At 53.7% G+C, this 23,393-nt stretch carries 20 protein-coding genes and 1 tRNA gene; 8 read left to right on the plus strand and 13 right to left on the minus strand.

Annotation, left to right across the window (positions count from 1 at the left end):
- Positions 1 to 5 precede the first annotated feature (5 nt).
- Both SD69_RS16905 and SD69_RS16910 read right to left on the minus strand, forming a co-directional pair.
- A complete protein-coding gene (locus SD69_RS16905; RefSeq protein ID WP_041524145.1) occupies positions 6 to 1,505 on the minus strand; it encodes a sugar ABC transporter ATP-binding protein in 1,500 nt (499 codons plus the stop codon).
- Between the two features lie 49 nt (positions 1,506 to 1,554).
- Positions 1,555 to 2,499, minus strand: coding sequence for an ABC transporter substrate-binding protein (locus tag SD69_RS16910; RefSeq protein WP_041524146.1), 945 nt, complete (start codon positions 2,497 to 2,499; stop codon positions 1,555 to 1,557).
- Between the two features lie 375 nt (positions 2,500 to 2,874).
- Here SD69_RS16910 and SD69_RS16915 point away from each other — a divergent pair.
- Positions 2,875 to 2,961 (plus strand) — tRNA-Leu (locus SD69_RS16915).
- A 376-nt stretch (positions 2,962 to 3,337) separates the two neighbouring features.
- On the opposite strand, the gene azu is transcribed toward SD69_RS16915, so the two are convergent.
- From azu to ada, 6 genes are all read right to left on the minus strand, one after another.
- Positions 3,338 to 3,790: an azurin gene (gene azu, locus SD69_RS16920; protein ID WP_041524147.1), complete on the minus strand. Its 453-nt coding sequence runs from the start codon at positions 3,788 to 3,790 to the stop codon at positions 3,338 to 3,340.
- Positions 3,791 to 3,821: 31 nt separating this feature from the next.
- The gene (locus SD69_RS16925) at positions 3,822 to 4,835 is read right to left on the minus strand and encodes an ABC transporter ATP-binding protein (RefSeq protein WP_041524148.1); all 1,014 of its coding nucleotides are present in this window, start codon (positions 4,833 to 4,835) and stop codon (positions 3,822 to 3,824) included.
- Positions 4,835 to 6,355, minus strand: coding sequence for an ABC transporter permease (locus SD69_RS16930; protein WP_041524149.1), 1,521 nt, complete (start codon positions 6,353 to 6,355; stop codon positions 4,835 to 4,837). Before SD69_RS16930 ends, SD69_RS16925 begins: the two co-directional genes overlap by 1 nt.
- A complete protein-coding gene (locus SD69_RS16935; RefSeq protein WP_041524150.1) occupies positions 6,352 to 7,389 on the minus strand; it encodes an extracellular solute-binding protein in 1,038 nt (345 codons plus the stop codon). The genes SD69_RS16930 and SD69_RS16935 overlap by 4 nt, the downstream gene beginning before the upstream one ends.
- Complete coding sequence (locus tag SD69_RS16940; RefSeq protein WP_041524151.1) at positions 7,390 to 8,193, minus strand: hypothetical protein; 804 nt, start codon at positions 8,191 to 8,193, stop codon at positions 7,390 to 7,392.
- Between the two features lie 130 nt (positions 8,194 to 8,323).
- Positions 8,324 to 9,412: a bifunctional DNA-binding transcriptional regulator/O6-methylguanine-DNA methyltransferase Ada gene (gene ada, locus SD69_RS16945; RefSeq protein ID WP_041524977.1), complete on the minus strand. Its 1,089-nt coding sequence runs from the start codon at positions 9,410 to 9,412 to the stop codon at positions 8,324 to 8,326.
- A gap of 180 nt (positions 9,413 to 9,592) precedes the next feature.
- Between ada and SD69_RS16950 the strand changes: the two genes are divergently transcribed.
- Both SD69_RS16950 and SD69_RS16955 read left to right on the plus strand, forming a co-directional pair.
- Entirely contained in the window at positions 9,593 to 10,309 is a 717-nt protein-coding gene (locus tag SD69_RS16950; protein WP_041524152.1) for a DUF599 domain-containing protein, read from the plus strand.
- A 57-nt stretch (positions 10,310 to 10,366) separates the two neighbouring features.
- Positions 10,367 to 11,374, plus strand: a complete 1,008-nt coding sequence (locus SD69_RS16955) for a glycosyltransferase family 4 protein (protein ID WP_157471746.1) — start codon at positions 10,367 to 10,369, stop codon at positions 11,372 to 11,374.
- Positions 11,375 to 11,405: 31 nt separating this feature from the next.
- Here the strand turns inward: SD69_RS16955 and SD69_RS16960 are convergent, their stop codons facing one another.
- Entirely contained in the window at positions 11,406 to 11,960 is a 555-nt protein-coding gene (locus SD69_RS16960; protein ID WP_408606042.1) for a DUF6942 family protein, read from the minus strand.
- Positions 11,927 to 12,592 (minus strand): SDR family oxidoreductase, encoded by a 666-nt coding sequence (locus SD69_RS16965; RefSeq protein WP_041524155.1) that lies wholly within the window; start codon positions 12,590 to 12,592, stop codon positions 11,927 to 11,929. The genes SD69_RS16960 and SD69_RS16965 overlap by 34 nt, the downstream gene beginning before the upstream one ends.
- 114 nt (positions 12,593 to 12,706) lie before the next feature.
- Here SD69_RS16965 and SD69_RS16970 point away from each other — a divergent pair, with 114 nt between their 5' ends.
- Together SD69_RS16970 and SD69_RS16975 are read left to right on the plus strand one after the other, a co-directional pair.
- Positions 12,707 to 13,336 (plus strand): SDR family oxidoreductase, encoded by a 630-nt coding sequence (locus SD69_RS16970; RefSeq protein ID WP_041524156.1) that lies wholly within the window; start codon positions 12,707 to 12,709, stop codon positions 13,334 to 13,336.
- Positions 13,337 to 13,399: 63 nt separating this feature from the next.
- Positions 13,400 to 13,960 (plus strand): PhnA domain-containing protein, encoded by a 561-nt coding sequence (locus SD69_RS16975; protein ID WP_041524157.1) that lies wholly within the window; start codon positions 13,400 to 13,402, stop codon positions 13,958 to 13,960.
- 526 nt (positions 13,961 to 14,486) lie between these two features.
- Here SD69_RS16975 and cls read toward each other — a convergent pair.
- Positions 14,487 to 15,947, minus strand: coding sequence for a cardiolipin synthase (gene cls, locus SD69_RS16985; RefSeq protein ID WP_041524159.1), 1,461 nt, complete (start codon positions 15,945 to 15,947; stop codon positions 14,487 to 14,489).
- A 257-nt stretch (positions 15,948 to 16,204) separates the two neighbouring features.
- On the opposite strand from cls, the gene SD69_RS16990 reads away from it, so the two are divergent.
- Entirely contained in the window at positions 16,205 to 16,834 is a 630-nt protein-coding gene (locus SD69_RS16990) for a hypothetical protein (protein WP_041524160.1), read from the plus strand.
- A 59-nt stretch (positions 16,835 to 16,893) separates the two neighbouring features.
- On the opposite strand, the gene SD69_RS16995 is transcribed toward SD69_RS16990, so the two are convergent.
- Complete coding sequence (locus SD69_RS16995; protein WP_041524161.1) at positions 16,894 to 18,462, minus strand: phospholipase D family protein; 1,569 nt, start codon at positions 18,460 to 18,462, stop codon at positions 16,894 to 16,896.
- A gap of 337 nt (positions 18,463 to 18,799) precedes the next feature.
- On the opposite strand from SD69_RS16995, the gene SD69_RS17000 reads away from it, so the two are divergent.
- Positions 18,800 to 19,156 carry a helix-turn-helix domain-containing protein gene (locus SD69_RS17000; RefSeq protein WP_052481308.1) on the plus strand — a complete coding sequence of 119 codons (357 nt, stop codon included), beginning with the start codon at positions 18,800 to 18,802 and terminating at the stop codon, positions 19,154 to 19,156.
- Positions 19,157 to 19,166: 10 nt separating this feature from the next.
- Positions 19,167 to 20,477: a type II toxin-antitoxin system HipA family toxin gene (locus SD69_RS17005; protein WP_041524162.1), complete on the plus strand. Its 1,311-nt coding sequence runs from the start codon at positions 19,167 to 19,169 to the stop codon at positions 20,475 to 20,477.
- On the opposite strand, the gene SD69_RS17010 is transcribed toward SD69_RS17005, so the two are convergent.
- On the minus strand, positions 20,474 to 23,080 hold the full coding sequence (locus SD69_RS17010) for a sulfatase-like hydrolase/transferase (protein ID WP_041524163.1): 2,607 nt from the start codon (positions 23,078 to 23,080) through the stop codon (positions 20,474 to 20,476). The two genes, SD69_RS17005 and SD69_RS17010, sit on opposite strands and share 4 nt — an antisense overlap.
- Between the last annotated feature and the right edge of the window lie 313 nt (positions 23,081 to 23,393).

Raw genomic sequence — 23,393 nt, forward strand, 5'->3', positions numbered from 1 at the left:
CTAACTTATTGGCCCGCGATGGCCTGCATAATGTTTTGCTGAGAGATGTCGCTACCGCTCACCTCAGCCACCTTGCGCCGATCGCGCATCACCACAACCTTATCGGCAAATTCAACCAGCTCTTCGAGCTCCGAGCTGGCCACCAACAAACCCAACCCGTCTTCACACAACTTGCGAATCAGCTGAATAATCTCGGCGTGAGCGCCGACATCAATACCCCGGGTAGGCTCATCGAGCAATAACAAGTGTGGCTCGGACGCCAACCAGCGCGCCAGAATCACTTTTTGTTGGTTGCCGCCGCTCAATTGGTTAATTGGCTTTTCGATATCGCTGGTGGCAATTCTTAACGCTTTAACGTAGTGCTCGGCCAACTCGCGTTGCTTTTTCATGGGAATATAACGCCACCAGCCACGCTTGTTTTGCAGCGCCATAATCATGTTTTCACGAATCGACATGGGGCCAAAAATGCCATCGCGTTTACGGTCTTCCGGGCACAACCCCATACCGGCCAAAACGGCCTGCCGGGTATTGGTAAACTTGATCGGGTTACCCGACAATTTCACCTCACCCTCTTTGACCGCGTCCAGGCCAAACACCAAGCGACACAGCTCGGTTCGCCCAGAACCCAGCAAACCCGCCAAGCCAACCACCTGGCCGGCGCAGACCGAAACGTTCAGCGGTTGTAGAACATCGCTTGAGGCCGAGTGAACCTCCAACAACTTTTCGCGGTTTTGCTCTTCGGCGTGATCAACTTTTTCGTGCACGGCTTTCTCTAACTCTTTACCCAGCATATGGCTAACCAACTGCTGTTGAGTCAAGGTGGCGGCATCGTACTCGCCCACCAAAGTGCCGTTACGCAAAATCGTAATCCGGTCGCACACGGCGTACACCTGATCGAGAAAGTGCGTCACAAAAACAATACCGATGCCTTTATCGCGCAGCTCGCGCATAATATTAAACAGCGAGGCCACTTCATCGGCATCCAGGCTCGCCGTGGGCTCATCCAGAATCAGCACTTTGGCTGACATCGCCACGCCCCGGGCAATCGCAATAAGTTGCTGAATCGCTACCGAGTAAGTGGTTAACGGGGCTGTAACATCGATATCCAGGTCGTACCCGGCCAACAGTTCGCGGGCATCGCGGTTCATTTTGCGCCAGTGAATTAAGCCAAAGCGCATAGGCTCGCGCCCCAGATACAGGTTTTGCGCGACACTCAGGTTAGGCAGCAAATTTACCTCTTGGTAAACCGTGCTGATGCCCAGGTTTTGCGCCTCGCCCGTATTAGCGGGTGAGATCTCGTCGTCGGCCAGAACAATTTGGCCACCGTCACGGCGATAGACACCAGTCATGACTTTAATCAGGGTGGATTTCCCCGCGCCGTTCTCACCCAAAAGCGCGTGAATCTCGCCTTTGCGCAGGGTAAAATCCACCCCATTCAGCGCCTTAACACCGGGGAAGACTTTGTCCACGCCCCGCAGCGCCAGAAGGGTATTATCAGTAGTCATAGAATCATCCGCGAAACCGGCGCCGTGGAGGCGCCGGTGCTGTTTTTTATTAATTAGATTTACGTACTTCGTACTCGGCCTGGTAGTTTTCTTGAGTAAAAATGCGGCCGTCCATCACCATCCATTTTTCAAAATCCCGTTTTCCATCCAGGTAAGATTCAATCACATCAAACGCCGGGCCACCCATATGAGGACTCATCTCGATAGTGGCATTAACCTCGCCGGCCGCCAGCGCCGGGAACATATCATCAACGGCGTCAACCGACACCACCAGAATATCTTCCCCAGGTTTTAGGCCCGCCTCTTTGATAGCCTGAATCGCGCCCAGAGCCATCTCGTCATTGTGCGACCACAACGCGCAGACCTGCTTGCCACCACCCTCAGCTTTAAGAATACTCTCCATCACCTCTTTGCCTTTGGCACGGGTAAACTCGGCGGTTTGCGAGCGAATGATTTTGGCTTCCGGGTGCTCGCCAATCACCTCATTAAAGCCTTCCATACGGCCGATCGCCGCGCTTGAACCCACAGTCCCCTGCAGCTCCACGATATCGCAGTCACCGTCGGTGGCACCCATTAACCAGTTGGCCGCCTTGCGGCCCTCGTCGGTAAAGTCCGGGGCTATGCGGGTAACGTACAAACGGCCATCTTCAACCGCTACGTTACGGTCGACGATAACCACCGGGATACGCGCGCGACGCGCCTCCATCAACACGGGACGCCAACCGGTTTCCACCACAGGGGCGATCACAATGGCATCGACGCCCTGAGCAATAAAGCTGCGCACTGCTTTGATTTGGTTTTCCTGCTTTTGTTGAGCATCGGAGAACTTCAGATCGATACCGCGTTTTTCCGCCTCAGCTTTTACCGACTCCGAGAAGGTAGTACGCCATCCGCTCTCCGAGCCCACCTGAGAAAAGCCCACGGTTAACGCCGAGGCCACTTGAGAAGCACCCAGCAAAGACGCGAACGCCAGGCCTATTAATTTCTTATTCATATCTGCCTCTTCTGTCTATTGTATTTATTGAGCAAAGTATCGCATTGAGATAATTGTATTATAATACGTCATTACCTGCAATCCCGACCAATAACCAAGAAAAATGCTCACGAAATCATCAACTTGGAGAATTACACTATTTTTTTACATTTTTCTCAGATCAAACATTGACAAGCATTTAGGCGAACCGTATAGTGCGCCTCCTTAGCTTTTGACCCGCTTCAAAAGCACTGCCCAGGTGGTGAAATTGGTAGACGATGTACAGGATGTACGAGTGTCACGAAAAGCAGGACGCAGTAAGTGACCACGCGTAGCGTGTCGGCAAGACCGCTCACAGCGCGAAACCAATCGGGCTTAAAACACCGCTAACCATCTGCCCAGGTGGTGAAATTGGTAGACACGCTAGCTTCAGGTGCTAGTGGCCTCACGGCCGTGGAGGTTCAAGTCCTCTCCTGGGCACCATACATTAAAAGCCTCGATCTTTGATCGGGGCTTTTTTGTATGTGCCCTAACCGCAGCGAACCAGCATAGCTGGCACGCGCTTGGCCGCACACAAAACAGCGCCTTGTAAACGCTTACCTCACCCTCCCCTTGGCACCATATCCAAAAAGGCTGAATTCTCAGGTTCGGCCTTTTTTATTACTCAGAGGCCAGCCTTACGCGCCGTCATGGGCTATCGTCCTTGATCACTGCCTGGCGCCCACTGAGCCTCCCGGCCCTCGCGTTAAGCTTGTGTGCATTTACCTTGTATCAACCCAACCAGGTGTTAAGCATTAATCCACAAAAAAGCCCCAACCAAATGGCCGGGGCTTTGCGCTAACGATAGCAATGTACCGAATTATTCCACAGTAACGGTGCCCTTCATCAAGGCATAGTGGCCGGCGAAAGAACAGAAGAAGCTGTAATCACCGCCCACCTCAAGCACAGATGGGTCGAAGGTGACTGAGGTGGTCTCACCCGCACCGATAATTTTGGTGTGGGCAATCACTCGCTCGTCACCGGGCTTGATGTAGTCGTTGTCCAGGCCTGCGCTCATGCCGTCCATCGCGACGCCTTGCAGATCGGATGTTTTTGACAGCACCCAGTTGTGACCCATGACATTTTTAGCCATGTTGCCGGAGTGCGTCAGGTTAACGGTGTACTCTTCGCAGGAGGATGGAATGGTCATAGCGTCTGTATCAAAACGCATTTGGTCTGTACTGTCGATGGTAATCGAGCACTCCTCGGCCTGAACCGCTGAGCCTATCAGTGCCAGAAAACCAATTGAAAACACTTGTTTTACCGCGTTCATAAACTTCTCCTTTAAGGATTAGGAAGCAATGTTACTTCCGGTTAAAGACGGCCAATGGGTGGGTGGTAATAACGCTTAACTGTACCCGGCTACCGGGTTCGGCGCGCACCTCGTGGCTGACGCGTACCTTAACTTGAGTACCATCGTCTAAGTTTACGGCAAAAAGCCGGGCACCGCCTTCGTAGCGCACCCAGCTAATTTCGCCATTACCGCCCTCTAGCACCGGCGTCAGTGCCACATCGTCCGGCCTTAGCAGAAGGTCAACCTCGCCGCTGGCGCCATCGACCGGCGTACCCGGTGCATCGCCAATAGCGGTTACCACTTTACCTTGCTCTAAGCGGCCGGGGATAAAACTGGCCTCACCTAAAAAGCGCGCCACAAAGCGGCTTAATGGCTCACAAAAGCAGGTCTCCGGAGTGTCCAATTGTTCCAGTTTTCCGCCGTTTAAAATGCCGACCCGGTCACCCACCGACAACGCCTCTTCTTGATCGTGTGTCACCCAAATGGCAGGCACGCCTGCGGTTTTTAAGGCGCTGCGGATTTCCCAGCGCAAATTATCTTTAAGGGCCGCATCGAGGTTAGATAAGGGCTCGTCCAGCAGAATAAACACCGGCTCATGAGCCAGAGTACGCGCCAGCGCTACCCGCTGCTTTTGCCCACCAGAAAGTCTGTTGGGCTTGGCATCACGCAGGCTGCTTAACCCCAGCAGATCGATCCAGTGATCGGCCAAGGCCGGATCTTTTAATCGAAAACAAACATTTTGCTGCACGGTTAAATGCGGGAAGAGCGCAAAGTCCTGAAACACCATACCCACATTGCGCTTCTCTGGCGGGACCTGATTTTTGGCGCTGGCGCTCCAGGCACCCAGAGTGATTTCGCCTTCGGTAATGGGGATCAAGCCGGCCAACGCTTGCAAAATAGTGGTTTTACCACAACCCGTGGGGCCCACCAGCATTAGGATTTCGGAATCGGCTAACGCCAGGTTGAGCTTATCCACCACGCGGGTAGAGCCGTAATCGACCGATAAATTATTCACGCTAAGCATTAGCGGTTGGAATCCTCTGTTACATCAAATTCGCCGCGACGCTCGCCCGTGAGCATCAAGGCAAGCCCCAGCCCCGACATTAACACCAACAATAAGCCGGGCACGGCGGCGCGGCCAAAATAACCCGCCTCATACACCCGCCACAAGTAAGTAGCGAGGGTTTCAAAGCCCGTTGGGCCCAACAGTAAGGTGGCGGGCAGCTCGCGCATGGCCTCTAAAAACACCAGGGCTGCGCCGGCGATCATACCGCGCAAGGTAAGCGGCAAGGTAATACGGGTAAAGGCCTCTTTGGGGCTAGCGCCCAACAAACGCGCGGCTTTTACCAAGCTTGGGTCCAGGCTTTCGGCCGACGAGCGCACCGAGCCCACCGCCAAAGGCAAAAAACGCAGCACATAAGCAAGTACCAACAGGCCCAGTGTTTGATACAAAAATGGCAGCTTGAGCCCGACATAAACCAACGCGGTGCCCATGACAATGCCGGGCACGCCAAAGCCAAAATAGGTAACCCGCTCCATCAAGCGGCCCGCTTTACCACTCACGGCGGCGTGCGCCACCGGCACCGCCAGTACCACAGCCACTAACGCAGCCAAGAGCGATGCGTAGGTGGAGTTCCAGGCATAGCTAAGCTCAAAGCCACCGGCCCCCTCACGCACCAGCCAGAGGCCAAAAATACCTAAGGGCAAAACAATCGACAGTAAAGGCACGGGCAACGCGGCCGCCAACAGCGCATTCACCTGCCAACGCGAAGGCCAAAGCGTTAAACGGCGCCCGGGGCGCTCGCGAGTGGCCTTAACCCGTGACTCCAGAAACAGCACCAGCCCGACAATCACCAATAGCTGCAGCGACAGCATAGCCGCCTGACTCAGGCCAAAGGCGTTGTACTCGACATAGATTACCCGGGTAAATGTATCCAGGCGCATAATGGCCGGCGTACCAAAATCTGACAGCGTATAAAGCGCGGCCAACAAAGCACCCGCTGCAATGCCGTTAAACACCCGCGGCAGCACCACCTTCCACAGGCTCATTCCCAGCGACATGCCCAGGGTGCGGGCGGCATTTACCAGGCTGGCATCCAGGCTCAGTAACGAGGCGCGCGTGGTGAGCAGCACAAAGGGGTAGGTGTATAACGTCATCACCAGCGCCGCGCCGGGCAAGCCGTAAAACGCCGGAGTAGGAATACCGGTTAGAGTATTGATTTCCCCCCCGGGGCCAAAGGCCGCGTACAGGGTAAAGGCACCAATGTAGCTAGGCATGGCCAACGGGGCGGCGAATAAAATGAGCCAGAGACGGCGCCAGGGCAAATAAACGTACGCGGTAAGCAGCGCCAATGGCACGCCAATCAGTACCGAACCCAGTACCGTCAGCCCCATTAACGCCAACGTGTTGCCCAGTACTTTTAGGTTGTGGGTATCAAACAGCTGGGCCGTGTCGCTTGCTAGCGACACCAGCACCCCCACCGGCACCAGCGCAAATAGCGCAATCAACAGCGCCAGTGGGTACGAACCGGGCAGTCGGGTCATAGCACCCCGACGCTGCGCATTAAGTCGAGCGTAGGGCGCAAGTCGGCCAGACGGGTTAAGTCCATTTTCGGTGGAGAAATAGTGGCCAGAGAAGGCAAGCCCTCCGGGGGCGCCACGCCGCCTACCAGCGGTATCTCATAGGCCTCGCTCGCCAGATACGATTGCACCTCACGGGTAAGCAAGTAGCGGATAAAGTTAACCGGCAGCTCGCCCTCGCTTAACGCCAAAATACCGGAGGCATTAACCAGGCAGCCAGCATCGTTTTTCGTAAACGCCAAATCGACTTTTGCGTCCGGCTTGCCGGCCTTTAAGCGCAGGGTATAGTAATGATTGGCAAAGCCCACATCGACCTCACCGCGCTCAACGGCCATCACCACACCCAGCTCGCCGGCGTAGTTTTTACCGCGCTTGTTCATGGCCTTAAGCCACTCACCCGTGGCCTTTTCGCCCTCCAGCAAACGCATGGCGGTGACAAACGACTGGAAAGAGGCGTACGCGGGCGCCCAGCCAATGGACAGCCCACTATCGGGCAGCGCCATCACACTGTCGGGGATTTGATCGGCACTGAGCTTACCGGTGTTGTATGGCAGTGTGCGGATGCGACCGGTCACCGGCGACCAGTTATCGTAGCGAAAGCCCTCTTTTAACTGACCGGTTAAATCGGCGGGCAGCTTACGGGCGAGGCCCGCGTCATTCACCAGGCCGATCGCGCCGGAATCCACCGCCCAAAACACATCTGCGCGACGCACGCCGGCTTTGGCCTCGGCCACAATGGTGTTAGCCAAAGCCGCCGTAACGCCGCGGCGAATATTCAGGGTAAAGTCGGGGTTGCGCTTTTGAATCGCCTGCAGGACATTTTCATACAAGCCGCCTTCGCCGCGTCCAAGGTACAGGGTTAGCTCCCCTTTTAAGGGCGGCAAGTCATCGACGGACAGGGCACCGGCGGTTGCCGCCAGCGCACGGCTCGCAGCCAGCGGCAGGCTGCCGAGCAAACTGGCACCCGCCAGGGCCTGTATAAAAGTTCTGCGTTGCACTTAAAAAACGTCCTTACGCTCGGATTCGGCTTTTTTCAGCAGCTCTTTAGCGCGATCTAGCTTGGCTTGCATATCGCTCACCACACCGCGCACGTCGTCGACACTGCCCTTACCCGAAATGGCTTTGGGCAGAGTGACGTTAAAGTCTTTCTCTAGCTCTTCGACCAGCTTGGCGTCCTGTTCGATCAGCGCACCCTCTACCCCTTCAAACAAGTTCAGGTAGGTATCGTGCACAATACTCGTGGCCTCTTCAGACAACTGCTCGGCGTACTTTGCCACCACACGATCCAGGCGCTGCTTTACTTCATCCAGGGTCGCGATCGGCGTGGTAGGGCCTGCGGTGGTTTTGATCTCATCCAACAAACCGCGCTGCTGATACTGGGCCGCCAGTTTAACCGCACCCAGCGCCTGCCACAACGATTGCTCCAGCTTCTCCTGCTCGGCCCACACATCCTCCACCGGCTTTTCGGCATCAATGGCTTCTTTTACGCCATACAAACCCTGCCAAATACTGGCATACACAGGCACGTAGTTAGTTTCGATGGCGGCGTGAAAGTCTACCGCCTCCCAAATTTCGATCACCTGAGCCGACTCGGCCGCTTTAGCGCCTTTGGCCTCGTAGGTATCCACCATGGTATCGATTTTACCGATCACCCAGTTCACCTCTTCGGTGTACTCACCCAGATTGTCTTGCAGGTGATTTACATGCTCGCCAATGGCACCATTGGCAGACGCCTGCACCGCAGCCAACATTAAAGAGGCCGTCAGCAGCGCTTTGTGACAGTTTCGCAATAAAACTTTCATAAAAATTTCCATTAGTAAGACTTGACCCGCTAAATGATACTTATTATCAGAAAGCAGGTAAAGAAATAGCCGCAGTAAAGATATGAAATTTGCCACCTTTAGAGGCAATAAAAGCGCAATAAGCCGCCGATTAATCGAGATCGAGGTAGGCCTCACGCTTAAGCAGCTCGCGCTTACGCTCTACCCCCCACCGATAACCAGATAAGCTGCCATCCTGACGCACCACACGATGACACGGTATCGCAATGGCGAGCTTATTGGCGCCACAGGCGTTGGCCACGGCGCGAGCCGAGTTGGGCGCGCCGATTCTCTGTGCCAGCTCACTGTAGTGAATGGTTTGACCGGGCGTAATTTGCTGCAGAGCCTGCCACACACGGCGCTGAAAAGCCGTGCCACGTATATCCAACGGCAAGGTTACCGAGCGCCCACCCGGCTGCTCTACCAATGCAATCACCTGCTGCAACAACTGCTCAAACTCGCCCGAGGGCTCCACCCGGTGGGCGTTGGCAAATTGCTGCTTTAACTCAGCCGCCAGTGACTGCGGGTTATCACCCAGGGCAATCGCACAGACTCCTACCTCGCTGCGCGCTACCAGCAACTGCCCCAAGGTAGTCTGGGCGGTGGCGTATTCAATCGTCATTGTTTGCCCCTGCCGCTGGTAGCGACGAGCCGGCATTCCCAGCTCGCTGGTAGCTTTTTGGTAAAAGTGCCCGGTGGAACTATAGCCGGCCGCCAATATTGCATCCGTTATGGCGCTACCGGCCGCCAGCGCCTGTTGCACCTGCCGGCTGCGCAGTGCCTGCGCGTATTGGTTAATGGTGATGCCAAGTGCCGCGGTAAATAAACGCTGTAGTCGCGAGGCGCTTAAGCCAACATCAGCCGCCAACTGGGCGGCGCTCGGCAACCGCTGCAAACGCTCAAGAGCGCGCTGCAGCGCTTGGCATACCGAGATCACAGCTTGGTCGTCGCGGGTTATGGCCGCCGCCGGGCAGCAGCGCTTGCAAGGCCGATAGCCGGCCAGCTCTGCACTGTAAGCGTTTATGTAAAAACTCACATTGGCTCGTTTAGGGCGTCTCGCAGGGCAACTTGGCCGACAATATACGCCGGTAGTCTGCACAGCATAGACAAACTGACCATCGGCCCGAGCATCGCGCGCCAGCACTAAACGCCATCGCTCGGTATCGGGTTCTCGTTCAATAATGGGATTGGTGCTAGTCATTACGTAGCTTACCTGTGTGGGTTTTACGCCCCGTGGGTTTTTACGCATAGTAACGAGCACCCCGTACGGATGCACTCCCGATTGTGGCGGCAAATTTTAATCCGTCGCCAAAACAACGCCGGGCTTGTAGTAAGATGATACTATCGGCTTGTTTACTTGTAACACGATAAGGAGCGTTACTTGACCCCTCACGATTATCTAAACATTGGCGCCGCGGTTTGGCTGTTTATCTGTTGGGTTGGTTACGCACGGTTTGCCCGTAAACGCGCTCGCACGGATCACTGTCTGGCATCGGTCCTGCACGTGTATCGTAAAAACTGGATGATCGAAATGCTCAGCCGGGAAAACCGCATTGCCGATACCGCCTTAATCGCGAGCCTGGAGCGCAACGTATCGTTTTTGGCATCCACCTCAATTCTGATTATCGCCGGTTTTGTGACCATCATGGCCTCTATCGACAAGGTCTATATCACCATCACCGCGCTGCCCTTTGCCAACGAGTCGATGTCGCCACGGCAGTTACAACTTAAAATTGTGCTGCTGTTAATGATTTACGTGTACGCCTTTTTTACCCTCACCTGGGCCATGCGTCAGTACGGCTTTTGCTCGATTTTGCTAGGCGCCGCCCCGGCCCACGATGCCGATATTGGCGAGGCCGAACGCCGGCGCTACGCCATCAGCACCGCTAAAATCATCGACCAAGCCGGCCATAGCTACAACTACGGGCTACGCGCCTATTACTTTTCACTGGCTATCTTGCCGTGGTTTTTTAACACCTGGTTTTTTATTGTGGCGGTAGGTGTTGTGGTGGGCGTGTTGTACCGGCGAGAGTTTCACTCGACCACCCTGCGCGCCCTGGTGCGCGACTTAACCGCGACCGAGGCTATGAAAAAGTAGCCCCTATGGCCAAACCCGCCACGATACCGCACAACCTAAAACCGGGGATTTTATTTGGTGACCACTAAGCAACCACCTATTCACATTTTTAACAACTTTCAAAACCGGTTTGGCGGAAGCGAGAACGAAGCATTAGAGCTGTATCGTGATTTGAGCAAAGCCTACGATGTAACGCTGTGGGGCACCTCGTCGCGAATAGACGCAACCCTACAGCAACAACACGGTATTACTCTCATCAACCCTCTGCGAGCAAAAGCCCCTAAAGGTGGCATCTACATTTTCGTTGGCGCTCACTGGTGCGGAAAGTGGTGGGCCTATTTGCTGCCCAAGCCACAAAGACTGATTTATTTTTACAATACCTTTCACCCAAAACACTCCCAGCTCATTCAAAAGCGGCGCCCACTGCTTAACTGGCCTGCGCCTGAGCTTATTTTTATCTCTCGCTTTCAGCGCGATGCTTTAAACCTTTGCGGGAAGATTCACCCTTCGCCAATAGATATAAACAAATTCACCCCGGGAACAGAAAAACCAGACAGCGGCCCGGTTACCATTGGCCGGATGAGTCGCGACATAGACCAAAAGCATAACTTGGCTGACATAGAAGTCTACAAGTCGCTCTTACAGGGCGGGCATCAGGTGAAGCTTCAAGGAGCCTCATGCCTGGAGCCGGCGCTTGCCGAAACCGGTGCCACGCTATACCAGGAGGGCGAGCTGGACGCGCTAAACTTTTTGCAAGCGCTCGATATTTTTTATTACCGAAGCGGGGAGCACACAGAGACCTTCGGCCGCGTTATCTTTGAGGCCATGGCCTGTGGCTTGCCGGTCGTATGCCACCGTCACGGAGGCTACGCCGAGTGGATCCAATCCGGCGAGAATGGCTTTTTATTCGACACCACCGAGCAAGCTCTTGCGATACTGAGACGGCTCTCCGAGGACCCGGGACTGCGCAATAGCGTAGGCAAGGCTGCGCGCAAAACAGTAGAATCCATCTACGCCCAAGAAGCCAAAGACATAAGACTAGCATCGCTTTTAAGCCCCGCCAAAACTCCTGCCAGCAACCCGTGACGAGCGAACACCTCGCCGACAACACCGTCGCTTAGTCGCCGCGGCTTAGCAGCTGGTACCGACGTATAAGAGCAGACAGCATGGCAATTCTCTCATTGGATAACTGCCGGTAATCCAGATAGGGCGACACCAGTAGCCGATGCTCTGGGTTAACGGCAAAGTGGTGATCGAGCCAGGTTAACCCCTTAAGACCAAGCTCGGCCGCGTAGGTTTTGCCCGCCACAATGTGCACTGCGTTGCGCTGTGTGTCCGGCTCGCTAAACAGCAACGCCACCCCACTGCCCGCTTGCAGCAAATGCTTATCGCGATAATCTTGCCAGCGCTCGGGCCAGCCGGGCTGCACGCCCAGCTGGTACATAAACTTAGCGTACACACTAAACAGCTTGCGCCAGTGATTACTGGAGTTGGCCACAATGTGTGACAGCTCGCCGGGCGCCAGCGGCATCATACAATCCAGCGTTGGGTAGTGATCCAACGCTGGGCGGTTGGCCACACAAAAGGCCAGGCGATAGTCAGGATCGCCCAGCCCTATGGCACACTCAGGCGTAGCACTTACCAAGGCAACTGCTGCCCATTGGAGTGCCAAAAGGTGCCGCTGTTACCCAGATTTAATTCATCGATACGGGCCATCAGGCGCTCGGCTGCCTCGTCGGGGGTGATATCACCATAGCCGCCAATCATTTCGGTACCCACCAGGCCCGGGTGTAAAATCGCCACCGCGACACCGCGCGATTTTAAATCGCAGGCGAGCGACATACCTGCAGCGTTTAAAGCCGCCTTAGACATACGGTAACCGTAGCGGCCACCGCTGGTGTTGTCGGCGATCGAGCCCATACGGCTGGTAATCAAAGCCACCTTGGCCTTGGCGCTTAAACGGTCGGCCAACCGCTCGGTCACGCGCAGCGGGGCCAGCGCGTTGGTTTCAAATTGGTCGCGTATCGTATCGAGGTTTAAATCCCCCAAGCTCTCGTCGCGCAAAATGCCGGCGTTATTAATCAGTAAATCAATGGTGACGCCCTGCAGCGCCTCGTCTAGTTTTTGAATACCGGCATCGCTGCCCACATCTACACCGTCAATCACCTTGGCGCCACTGGCCGTTAGTTCTGCCGATGCGCTGCGACACGCTGCATACACGGTATAGCCACGCGCTAAATACTGCTGCGTAAACGACAAACCAATACCGCGATTAGCACCGGTAATTACCACTGTGTTAGACATACATCACCTCTGTCGTGTTCGTCATAAATAAAGCTCGGTTTGTGCAACTCGCACCCGCCAGCACAGCGCGTTACCATACCAGTAAATGATGATATCCCCCACCAAGGAGTCTCCATGACGACATTGATAATCGGTGCCAATGGCCAGATCGGACAAACGCTAATCAAACAACTGTGCGCACGTGGCGAGCGGCCCCGCGCTATGGTTAGGGCGCCGGCGCCGCACCTTGCCAAACTTGGCGCCGAGGTGGTGATTGCCGATTTAGAGCAAGACTTTAGCGGTGCTTTTAAGAGCTGCGATAAAATTGTCTTTACCGCCGGATCGGGCGCCAGCACGGGGGCAGACAAAACCATTTTAGTGGATATGTGGGGCGCGATGCGCGCGGTGAATTACGCAAAGCAACACCCGGTTAAACAGTTTGTAATGATTAGCTCGCGCGGCGCTGAAGACCCAGACAACGGCCCCGCCGCCATTAAACATTACTCGGTGTGTAAAAAGCTGGCGGATGACCACCTACTCCAGAGCGGCCTGCCCTACACCATTCTACGCCCCGGCAGGCTTACCAACGAACCCGCTACCGGCTTGTTTAGCACAACCATGCCAAGCGACAAAGAGGCACAAATGATTACCCGAGAGGACGTTGCCAGTGCGACCGCCTACTGCCTCCAAACACCCGGCACAATCGGCAACATCTACCCGCTGGTCAACGGCCGCGAACCTATGGAGGCCGCGCTCGGCCACTAACCTGCGCAGACAAGTACCGCCCGCTGGGGCATAATAGGCGGCTTTACTGACCAAGGTTAACCCATGACACTGGATAACGATTTAAAGCAGCGCAGCGACGGCCGCTGCGAGCTGTGCGGCGCCGAAGCCGAGCTAGACACTTATCAGCTGACCGACAGTGATGGGCACGACGAGCGTTTAGCTCTGTGCCCTATCTGCATCGAGCAAGCAACGGCCCCGACCGACCTCAATCATCTGCGCTGTTTAACCACCAGCATTTGGAGTACCACGGCCGCGGCTCAGGTGTTGTCGTACCGGCTGTTGCACGAGCTGCGCAGTGAGAGCTGGGCGCAAGAGCAGCTCGACATGGCCTACCTGGAAGATGACATCCGCCAATGGGCCGAGGCCGGTATTCACCAAGCTGATGAGCACGCCATCGTCCACAAAGACAGCAACGGCGTAACTCTCGCCGCCGGCGATACCGTTACCATCATTAAAGACTTAAACGTAAAAGGCACGAGCTTTGTCGCTAAGCGCGGCACGGCGGTTAGAGGGATATCCCTCACCGACAACCCGGCCCACATCGAGGGCCGGGTTAACGGCACCCGCATTGTAATTTTGACGGAGTTTGTGAAAAAGAATTAATCATCAGGGAAGGTACACTCATTGTGCATTATAACATCGCGTTTATTGGCGTACGCTTACTAGGATTGTTTTTAGTGGCGTCAAATTTAGATCACGTTGCTTCCTGGATCGCTTTAATGGCGACCCCGTTGAACCCAGTAGACTCAGCGGGGATACCTATCTCCACGATACGAGCGATTAGCACGGCAACCTTGCTGCCACCGTTGGCAGGCCTGCTACTATGGTTTAGTGCAAAAAGTTGGTGCAAGGTATTACACCCTCCTAAAGCCCATGGTAACGAGAGCCAAGAAAGTGTCGATATTATTCGGGCAAGCTGCTTCATGCTGGGCTTGTATTTACTATTAAGTAGCGTACCGGCATTGATCATACAGTCGAGTCAGTTTGTTCACTATGGGCCAGAGCTCTATAACGCACACGAACTTCCCCCCTACATCGAGCCGGCCATTCGTTGCTTGTTTGGTCTTTTCTGTCTACTAGGCAGCAACGTAGTGCGCGAATTATTTAACCGATTTAGGCAATTTGGTCGTTAAATCAACGGACTAAACAGGTGAGTGATATTCTCAAAAAAGCGCGACACTCCGCTACGCTGACGCCATACATTTAAGTTTAATAGCTCGGCGTCGGCGCGATACTCCTCCAGCAGGCGGCCCAATTCGGCGGCCGTGGGCCGGTCGTAGATAATCATGGTCATTTCAAAGTTTAGCCAGAGCGAGCGCAAATCGAGATTCACGGTACCAAAAAAAGCCAGCTGCGAATCGATCACCACGGCTTTAGTGTGCAGCAAGCCGGCGCGATAACTGTATATCTCGACACCCGAGGCCAGCATTCCGGCAAAGTACGAGTGGCTCGCATGGCGCACCAAAAATGAATCGACTTTTTCAGGCACAGTTAAACGCACTCGCACTCCGCGCCGGGCGGCGATTTTTAGCGCCTGCTCCAACGCCTCGCCGGGCACAAAGTAGGGCGTAACAATATCGATCGACTCGCCCGCGGCGTAAATCGCCTGCAGCAACGCGCTTAGAATACTCTCTTGCGCCACATCAGGGCCAGAGGGTGCCGCTTGCAGCAATGCAGGCTCATCGAGCGAGACGATCTCCCGATCGAGTAGTGGCAACTGCTGATCCGTTTCGACATTCCAGTACCAGCGAAATACGCCATCAAAAATCGGCACGGTGGGCCCTTCGATGCGGGCCATCATATCGATCCATTGGCCCACGCCCGCATCCACTTTAAAATGCGCCGGGTCTACCAAGTTAAAACTGCCCATATACGCAACGCGGTTGTCGACGACGACGGTTTTGCGGTGATTGCGTAAATCGTAACGAGCCAGCTGCCAGGGCATAAACCGGATGGGGCAGGCCTTAACAACGCTAATATTGGGCACCTGCAACTGCTGCAGCGCGCTGGATGAGAAGAATACCGAGCTACCTACCGCATCCAGCATAATGCGACACTGCACACCACGGGCGGCGGCGRCCAATAACGCCTCGACAACCCGGTCAATTAACCCGCCCGACTGCCAGATATAAAACTCTAGGTGACAAAAATACTCGGCGCGGTCGATATCGGCCACAATGGCATCGATAATATTCTGAGCCCCCTGTAAAAAGCCCACCTGATTACCTCCCAGTGGAGGGATACCAGAGGTATGGTACTCAAGCCGGGCAAGCGCCTGGCTGGCCGGGTGACTATCGGCCCAGCTCTCGGGGTGGTTGTGCGGGCCGTTGCGCCGTGCGTGCAGATAGGCACGCTTTAAGCGTGCGGTACGCGCCGAGCGTTTTACGCCCAAAAAGCGTTCGCCAAATAAAAGATAAAGCCCAACGCCCACATAGGGCAATAACAACAGCACCAGCAACCAGGCGAGCGATACGCCTACCGGTAGGCGAAGCATAATCACTCTAACCGAAAAGGCGACCACCAGGAACAGGTATCCCCAAATCAGTAACTGCTGCAGCAGCTCCCACACAAATGAAACTGTTAACTCCATAGAGGGTACCTTTAATCAATCAAAGCCGCTTTCTGGGCTCGGCTCGATCCCGGTGTGCATTGGCGCCAATGTAGGCCCAGCACTGTGTGCCATAAGCAAGCAACCGGTATTGCTCACCAGAATTATTTGAGCCGCGTTACTGCGCTAACCGAAGGTTCACGTTATCATAAGCCCATACTCGGCAGCGCCAGTGTAGCACGCTTAAACCACGCGCCACCTGTGCCGCCGTCTTTCTCAGGATTAGCCCCGGAGTGACTATGAACCATCGCCTTTTTATTACCGGATTTACGCTGCTGCTGGCAAGCCAGACGGCTTGGGGCGGAAATATCCAGTTTTTAAACCACAGCGTTACCAGCGAGCTAAGCCGCGACGAGGTCGCATCATTTAAGCAGCGTATCGCCGAGGCGCTCAATGAGGCTCCCGATCTTCGTACCATAAACTGGCAATCAAGCAGCTCTAACTTACGTGGCCGCGTTAAAATAAAATACAGCTATTTAAACGATGGAGCGGAGTGTCGCAACGCCATTGTAGACTTACGCAACGACGAAGACCGCCGGGATTTTTATCACGCCGATGTGTGCAAGCAAGGCAATAAGTGGGTCATTAGCCAAACGGCCGCCAGCGAGTTTAGCCGTGAAGATTGGAATAGCCTAAACAGTACTCTCACCGAAACCTTAAACAACAATTCAGACCGTGAAGCCGGCCACTGGCAATACAATGGCCATAAAGCCACGCTCACCCCGGTTAACTCCTTCACCGATGATCAGGGCAACCAGTGCCGTTTAACCAGTGTTGAGCTAACCGATAAAAGTGGGGCGCACTCGCGGGGAGACTTTTCATTTTGCAAACAGGGTAACGAGTGGCAGCGCGCCGAGAAGCTGCAATAATCGATTGCCGCTTTTAGTCGGCGCAGCTTATCCCGCGCCGACTACCAACAAAATGCCGCTTACAGCTGAGACTCTACCGGCATAAAACGCATAACACCTGCGCTAAAGCGGCGCCACCAGCTGGCACCGGGCTCTGTATCAAACCGCTGCTGGTTAAAAGTGTCCGTCCACGCCAACTCACCATCTTGCAACTCAACCCGATACGCGACTTTATCGATCATTCCCTGCATTTTGCTTAACATCTCCTCAGCCAGCGCCGTCGAGTCGATAAGAATCCCCATCTCAGTATTGAGCCAGGCCGAACGCGGGTCGAGGTTAAACGAGCCGACAAAGACCCAGCGCCGATCTATGATAAAGGTTTTTGCGTGCAGGCTGGAGTTAGACGAAATACTCCAGGCTTTTGGGTCTACATCGGGCGACGCTTTAACCTCATAAGCTGTCACCCCGGCATCGAGTAAATCTTTACGGCGCTTCGCATAGCCGCTGTGCACGGCCACTACATCGGTGGCCGCTAAAGCGTTAGTGACCACAGTAACATCCACCCCGGCAGCCGCTTTATCAGTTAATAACCGGGTGCCTTTTTTGCGCGGTACAAAATAGGGGGACACCAAAAACAACTCTTTTTCGGCATCGCCAAACAGCGTTAGCAACCGATCAATCACAAAACTACCGCCGCCTTCACGTGCTTTCATGGCGGCTAGGTCGGGTTTATCAACCCACAGTGTCATAGGCGCCCAAGCCATAGCCAGGTCAGCATCTTTTAAGTGCTGAGCGATATCAGACTCAACCAATGCCGTGGAGTAAGGGCTACCCTCTAGCGCCGCAATACTTTCATCAACCAACGCTGCCGCGCGCTCTTTGTCTTGTTGCGCTACATGGTTGTCGCTGTTGAGCAGCGCGTAGGGAAACACCAAATCGCTGTTCCAGTAATCATCAAACGCTGCAGAAACTTCATTCACCACGGGGCCGACGGCGAGCACATCCAGGTCGCCAAAATTGACCCGCTTATTAGCATCAAAATATTCGTCACCCACATTGCGCCCGCCAACCACTGTGGCAAGGTTGTCGGCGGTTAACGACTTATTGTGCATACGGTGATTAAGCCGGCCAAATTCACCCATCATTTGTAACGCGCGGGCACTGCGACGATAAAACGGGTTGTACAACCTCACCTCGATGTTCGGGTGGGCGTTTAGCATGTTAACCGGGAAGTCGTTCGGGCGCTTTTCCAAATCATCCAGCAGTAAACGCACGCGCACACCGCGCTCCGCCGCCTGCCAGAGAGACCAGGTTAAAATCGTGCCGGTGGCATCGTGGTGAAACAGGTAATACTGTACGTCGATACTTTGGGTGGCCGCCTCAATCAGCGCCAGCCGCGCCGCATAGGCCTCGGTACCGGCACCCAGCAAATGCACGCCTGACTCTCCCTCGTTTGCATCGCCGCGGCTGCGCACCTGCGCAATCCACCGAGCCAGGTTAGTATCGGACGGCGGCGTGATAGCAAACTCATCGTTAACGCCCGCTCGATCAGGTGCTGATGTACAACCCGTCAACACACCAAGGGCTACCACCAGTAGCACAATCAGCCCATTCGTTAATGTGTTGTCGCACCGGCATTGGGTCGTCATTCAGGCAATCCTTATCATTCGTTGACCAAGCGTTTGTTTATCCATCATAGATGTCGCCGTAATACCCGGCAAGCGCCTGGCTAGAGTCAATGCCCCAATACTTGCCGACTTTAGCGTAGTCGTATCCGCCACCGCCGATAAAGCGCATGACGCAACCTGCGACAGGAGCCACCCGGCCAGCACTACCCGTGCAACCAATTGGTAAAAGATAGCTTTTTACCTATAATTGCTTTATACACAAAAAAAGAGTATAAAAATACCCATCACAGAAAATCGAAAAGAGTAATTTTTTACCTAAAAATAGACTAAAAGGGCCTTTATAGGTATTTATCTACTCATGAAAACCATCAGTGCCAGCATGACAGACAAGGTCGTTGCCGAACAGCTATTTGCCCGCATTGAGGCGCGACGCAAAGCTTTGGGGATTACTCAGGCCGACATGGCCGCGCACATCGACGTCACCCCTAAAACCTATCGCAACCTCAAAAGCGGTAGCTGCAGCCTTATGGTGTTATTAAGCCTACTGCGTCAACTCAACCTGCTCGACAACCTCAACGAGCTTGTGCCGCAACCAGCGGTTCGCCCTACCGATGTATGGCGCCAAACACAGCCGGGGGCAGGAGCGGTTAAAGAGCCATCGGGCAGCATAAGCGAGCGTCTGGCGGCTCGCCAACGCCTTAAAACTCGCGAGTAAAGAGGCCACTATGGTTGCCAATGCCTGCAAAGTACAATTTATGGGTGTCGATGTCGGCACCCTAGCGCGTACCGACGACTCCCCGTATGCCATGTTTGAGTACGATCGTGCCTGGCTTGCCGAGGGCTTTGCCATTGCTCCGCTGCACATGCCGCTGACAAAAGCGGTGTACCAGTTTCCAACGTTGGCGCCGGATACGTTTCGGGGTTTACCGGCGGCATTTGCCGACTCGTTACCCGACGATTTTGGCAACGCACTGATTAATAGCTGGCTGGCCCGCCAGGGGCTGGATAAATCTCAGTTCGGCGCCATCGACCGCTTGCTGTATACAGGCACCCGAGGCATGGGGGCATTAGAGTACCAAACGGCCATTAACCCTTTTGATAATCAGGCAAATAACCTACAGCTTGCCGAGCTGGTCGATTTAGCCCAGCAAGTTCTCAGCGCCCGCAACGAAATAGACGTTACCCCGGATAATAGCGAAGCCATGATGCACCTGTTACAGGTGGGTACTTCGGCCGGCGGAGCCAGGCCCAAAGCCGTTATCGCTATTAACAAAGCGCGCAGCCAAATTGTATCCGGCCAGGTTGCGGCCCCTGAGGGCTTTGAGCACTATCTATTAAAGTTTGATGGGGTGGTAGAGCACCACCAGGACAGAGAAACCTTTGGCGACCCCAGAGGCTATGGCTTAATGGAGTACGCTTATTATCAAATGGCAATTAACTGCGGCATCGATATGTCGCACAGCGAGTTATTGCACGAAAATGGCCGCAGCCATTTTATGACCAAGCGTTTCGACCGGGAAAACAATCAGAAATACCACGTATTAACGCTTTGCGCGATGGCCCACGCCGATTACAAACAACCGGGCTACTTTAGCTACGAAGAGCTACTAACCGTCGCGCGCCAGCTAAACCTAACGCTGCCCGAGCAAAAGCAAATCTACCGCCGCATGGTGTTTAACGTTGTCGCCCGTAATCACGATGACCACACAAAAAATACCGCATTTTTTGTCGACGATGACTTTAATTGGCGCCTAGCCCCCGGTTACGATATTGCCTACAGTTACAAACCTGGCTCGCCTTGGGTCAACAGCCACCAAATGAGCCTTAACGGTAAGCGTGAGCACTTTACCCGTGACGACTTACTGCAAGTCGCGACGCTGATTACCCGCTTTAGCCAACAACAAGCCAATGCCGTTATTGACGATATTATCGAGCAGGTTAAGCGCTGGCCTGATATTGCCGATAAAGTCGGCGTGTTTGCGCCACTGCGCGATGAGATAACGCGCAACCTACAATGCACCCAACTCTCGCGCTAGCGGCCCACAGGCGAATGCCGATACAGCACCGGATTTATCCAATTCGTGTGATCGCAGGCACTGTTGCCGTTATCGTGGGTCCGCAGGCGCAAAGCACGAGCGCCGGAGATGTTAACCAACGCGGAGGCAAGCTCGCCGCGCTTCAGCCTTTTACTGCGGTAAACCACCCGGCCATCAGCCTCCACACTAAAAGTCGCACCATTACCGCAACCGCCACCGTCGTCGATTCCCACAGCAAAAAAAAGTGCCTCATAGTTACGGTCTAAGGCAATCGTATAATCACTTGCCGCATGCGTGCCCAAGCCAAAGCCGTAGGTCGTTCCCGCCACCCTTAGCGGGCCGCCACGCACATTGCGATTAACATGCAGCGTGCCCCATCCCTGTTTACCCTTCAGGCCAAAATCGGCAAGCAGCGTTGCCGACTGCGAACTCACCAACACATCCTCCGACATCGTACTGCTGTGCACGCCGTCGACAAACACCTCAAACGTAAGCCGATTAACACCCGGCTGCAGATGAATTCCATCAAGGCTCGACACCTCCTCATCCAATGATCGCTCAGCGGCTAAAAATCGGCGCGTTGTTTTTGGCATATGTGAGCTAACCGTCACAACAACTGCAATATTATCCGCATCGCCCAGCACCCGGTACAGCAGCGGCTGCCCTTCCCCTAACCGATTACCCGCCAGTATCACCCGAACATTATCTTTATCATTGCCGGGGTAAACTCTGTCCTCCTGCAACAACACCTCATTACGTCTTAGCGTTTGAATATCCTGCCGTAACGCACCCAACGGGAGCCCCAACAATCGGGCATCGTCGTTCGCTAACAAGTCATGCTTTTCTGTGGGGTCTACGCTTAAATCAAACAAGAATTCAGCCCCCGTTTTCTGATGTTTCACATACTTATACGGGTAGCGGATCGAGGCAATATACGTCCCATCAAATGGCTGTATCAGTGGTACAAAATAGTTTTCATCGGGCGCGTCAAACAAACTTCTGCCAACAAAATGGTGGGTAGTGTCGATCGCAAGTAAATCGGTAATGGTGGGAGCCACGTCCAGCTGCGACCTGGCGGTATCCGTTTTTATTTCTGGCTCAACTTTCGCTGGCCACCAAATCAGCACAGGCGTTTTAAACAATTCATTGTAAGCCGTTTTGGTGTTATGAAAATTATTATGCTGCCCCATCGGAAAGCCATTATCCCCCAACACCACGACCACACTGTTTTGCAAATAATCCCGCGTGCGCAATTCATCGAAAAACACCTTTAGGTATTGATCGGTTAAATACATGGAGTTAGCGTAATTATCTTGGTGCGATTGCGGATCGGCATGGATATAACGATGTTCAGGCGGAATATCGTCAAACATCATATGGTTGGTGACACTCATTGTACTGACAAAAAACGGCGCCTTGCTACCTTCCGACTCTTGTAACTTATCGAGATAGGCAAACGTCTTTTGGTAAAAGATGTCATCCCTTACCCCCCAACCAATCACATACTCATCACGCTCAGCCTGAGCAACAAAACTATCATCCATACCGTGTGCGAACTCAAACCCATTAGCCCGCACAAAATTACCGGTATTTTCAAAGCCTAGACTATGAAACGCCTTCATAAACACAGTGCGGTAACCGCGCTCTTGTAAGATATGCGATAGACAGCGAAAGTTATTGTCGGGGTAACTGGTAAATACGTTAGAGCGATAACTAGGGTAAACCGAACACAAGGTAGCAAACTGCCCTTTACTGGTTTCTACCGAGCCACTAAAAAAATTATTAAGATAAAATCCTTCGTTTTTTAAAGCGTTAAAAAAGGGTGTTACCGGCCGGCCATTCTCTACTTTATCGATATATTCGGCACTAAAAGACTCCAGCATAACCACAAAAACGTTGGGCGCCTCGGCAAGCTTAAATTGATCATTGATGCCGTCGGACTGTTTTACATAGGGGTATGGGTTATCAGAGTCCCACTGCAGAGTATCGTGAGCAAAATAGTGATAAACCGACGCACTAAACTCCACCAGCTCATTGCGCGACGATGAAAATGCAGCAACCGACACAATATTTAGCAATAGCAACGCCACGACAACCGGCGCTTTAGCCGGATGCTTTAACGGCGTGTTAACCATTTCATAGCGCCGACACAACCACACCAATGCCAAAACTACCGTCAGCAATGTCGCCCAACCCAACCATGTAGCGTTGCTCAGCAGGTAACCCACGGCCTGCCAGCTAAAAATATCCGCACCATTTTTATAAATTATTAAAAACGACAAGGGCTCTAGCCGCAACCAATGGTAAACCACCATTAACGCGTATAGCGCAATCACCGCCTTAGTGACAACACCCGTCCAGCGATAGCGCAGATGCGATAACGCCGAATACCAAAGCAGAAAAAACACCACCACCGAGAAGACCGAAACCGCGACTGTATAAAAAGACTGCAACCACGACCACTGCTCTTGCAAGGCAACACGCACCACCAACAAGGCCTGCACAAGCGCCAGCACCGCAAACAGGCCATACCTTTTAGGGAGAGGAGCAATACCACCTGATACACTGAAGGGAAAGCCTCCCCGACGACCAGCTTCATCCATAAACCTTATCTCATTATTATTTTATCGATCTGCGCCTGTAGCCGAGTACAGTCCAGAACAAGCGTAGCGACATGTAACCGTCACTAATAAATCTGCAAGACCTCCACACGAATGCGTTCACATAACACACAGAAAAGTAGTGCCCACGCATACACTTTTATACGAAAAAAATCTGCATTAATGCTTTCAGGCTTACGAACTCTACAAAAACCTCGACTCGAACACATTAGAGCCGGCAGAGAATCATGCATTGTGAAAAGAAGCAGAATACAAATCATCGAATTTTAACGACAACGATGCTAATCAACACTTG

Source organism: Gilvimarinus agarilyticus (assembly GCF_000832015.1).
GTDB lineage: Bacteria > Pseudomonadota > Gammaproteobacteria > Pseudomonadales > Cellvibrionaceae > Gilvimarinus > Gilvimarinus agarilyticus.

What these genes read in the sequence shown, in the direction of transcription:
- SD69_RS16990 (WP_041524160.1), top strand. Translation starts at nt 16,205, where the DNA reads ATGAACCATCGCCTTTTTATTACCGGATTTACGCTGCTGCTGGCAAGC.
- SD69_RS16965 (WP_041524155.1), bottom strand. Translation starts at nt 12,592, where the DNA reads ATGTCTAACACAGTGGTAATTACCGGTGCTAATCGCGGTATTGGTTTG.
- azu (WP_041524147.1), bottom strand. Translation starts at nt 3,790, where the DNA reads ATGAACGCGGTAAAACAAGTGTTTTCAATTGGTTTTCTGGCACTGATA.
- SD69_RS17010 (WP_041524163.1), bottom strand. Translation starts at nt 23,080, where the DNA reads ATGGATGAAGCTGGTCGTCGGGGAGGCTTTCCCTTCAGTGTATCAGGT.
- SD69_RS16910 (WP_041524146.1), bottom strand. Translation starts at nt 2,499, where the DNA reads ATGAATAAGAAATTAATAGGCCTGGCGTTCGCGTCTTTGCTGGGTGCT.
- SD69_RS16975 (WP_041524157.1), top strand. Translation starts at nt 13,400, where the DNA reads ATGACACTGGATAACGATTTAAAGCAGCGCAGCGACGGCCGCTGCGAG.
- SD69_RS16905 (WP_041524145.1), bottom strand. Translation starts at nt 1,505, where the DNA reads ATGACTACTGATAATACCCTTCTGGCGCTGCGGGGCGTGGACAAAGTC.
- SD69_RS16970 (WP_041524156.1), top strand. Translation starts at nt 12,707, where the DNA reads ATGACGACATTGATAATCGGTGCCAATGGCCAGATCGGACAAACGCTA.
- SD69_RS16930 (WP_041524149.1), bottom strand. Translation starts at nt 6,355, where the DNA reads ATGACCCGACTGCCCGGTTCGTACCCACTGGCGCTGTTGATTGCGCTA.
- SD69_RS17005 (WP_041524162.1), top strand. Translation starts at nt 19,167, where the DNA reads ATGGTTGCCAATGCCTGCAAAGTACAATTTATGGGTGTCGATGTCGGC.
- ada (WP_041524977.1), bottom strand. Translation starts at nt 9,412, where the DNA reads ATGACTAGCACCAATCCCATTATTGAACGAGAACCCGATACCGAGCGA.
- SD69_RS16940 (WP_041524151.1), bottom strand. Translation starts at nt 8,193, where the DNA reads ATGAAAGTTTTATTGCGAAACTGTCACAAAGCGCTGCTGACGGCCTCT.
- SD69_RS16925 (WP_041524148.1), bottom strand. Translation starts at nt 4,835, where the DNA reads ATGCTTAGCGTGAATAATTTATCGGTCGATTACGGCTCTACCCGCGTG.
- SD69_RS16995 (WP_041524161.1), bottom strand. Translation starts at nt 18,462, where the DNA reads ATGACGACCCAATGCCGGTGCGACAACACATTAACGAATGGGCTGATT.
- SD69_RS17000 (WP_052481308.1), top strand. Translation starts at nt 18,800, where the DNA reads ATGAAAACCATCAGTGCCAGCATGACAGACAAGGTCGTTGCCGAACAG.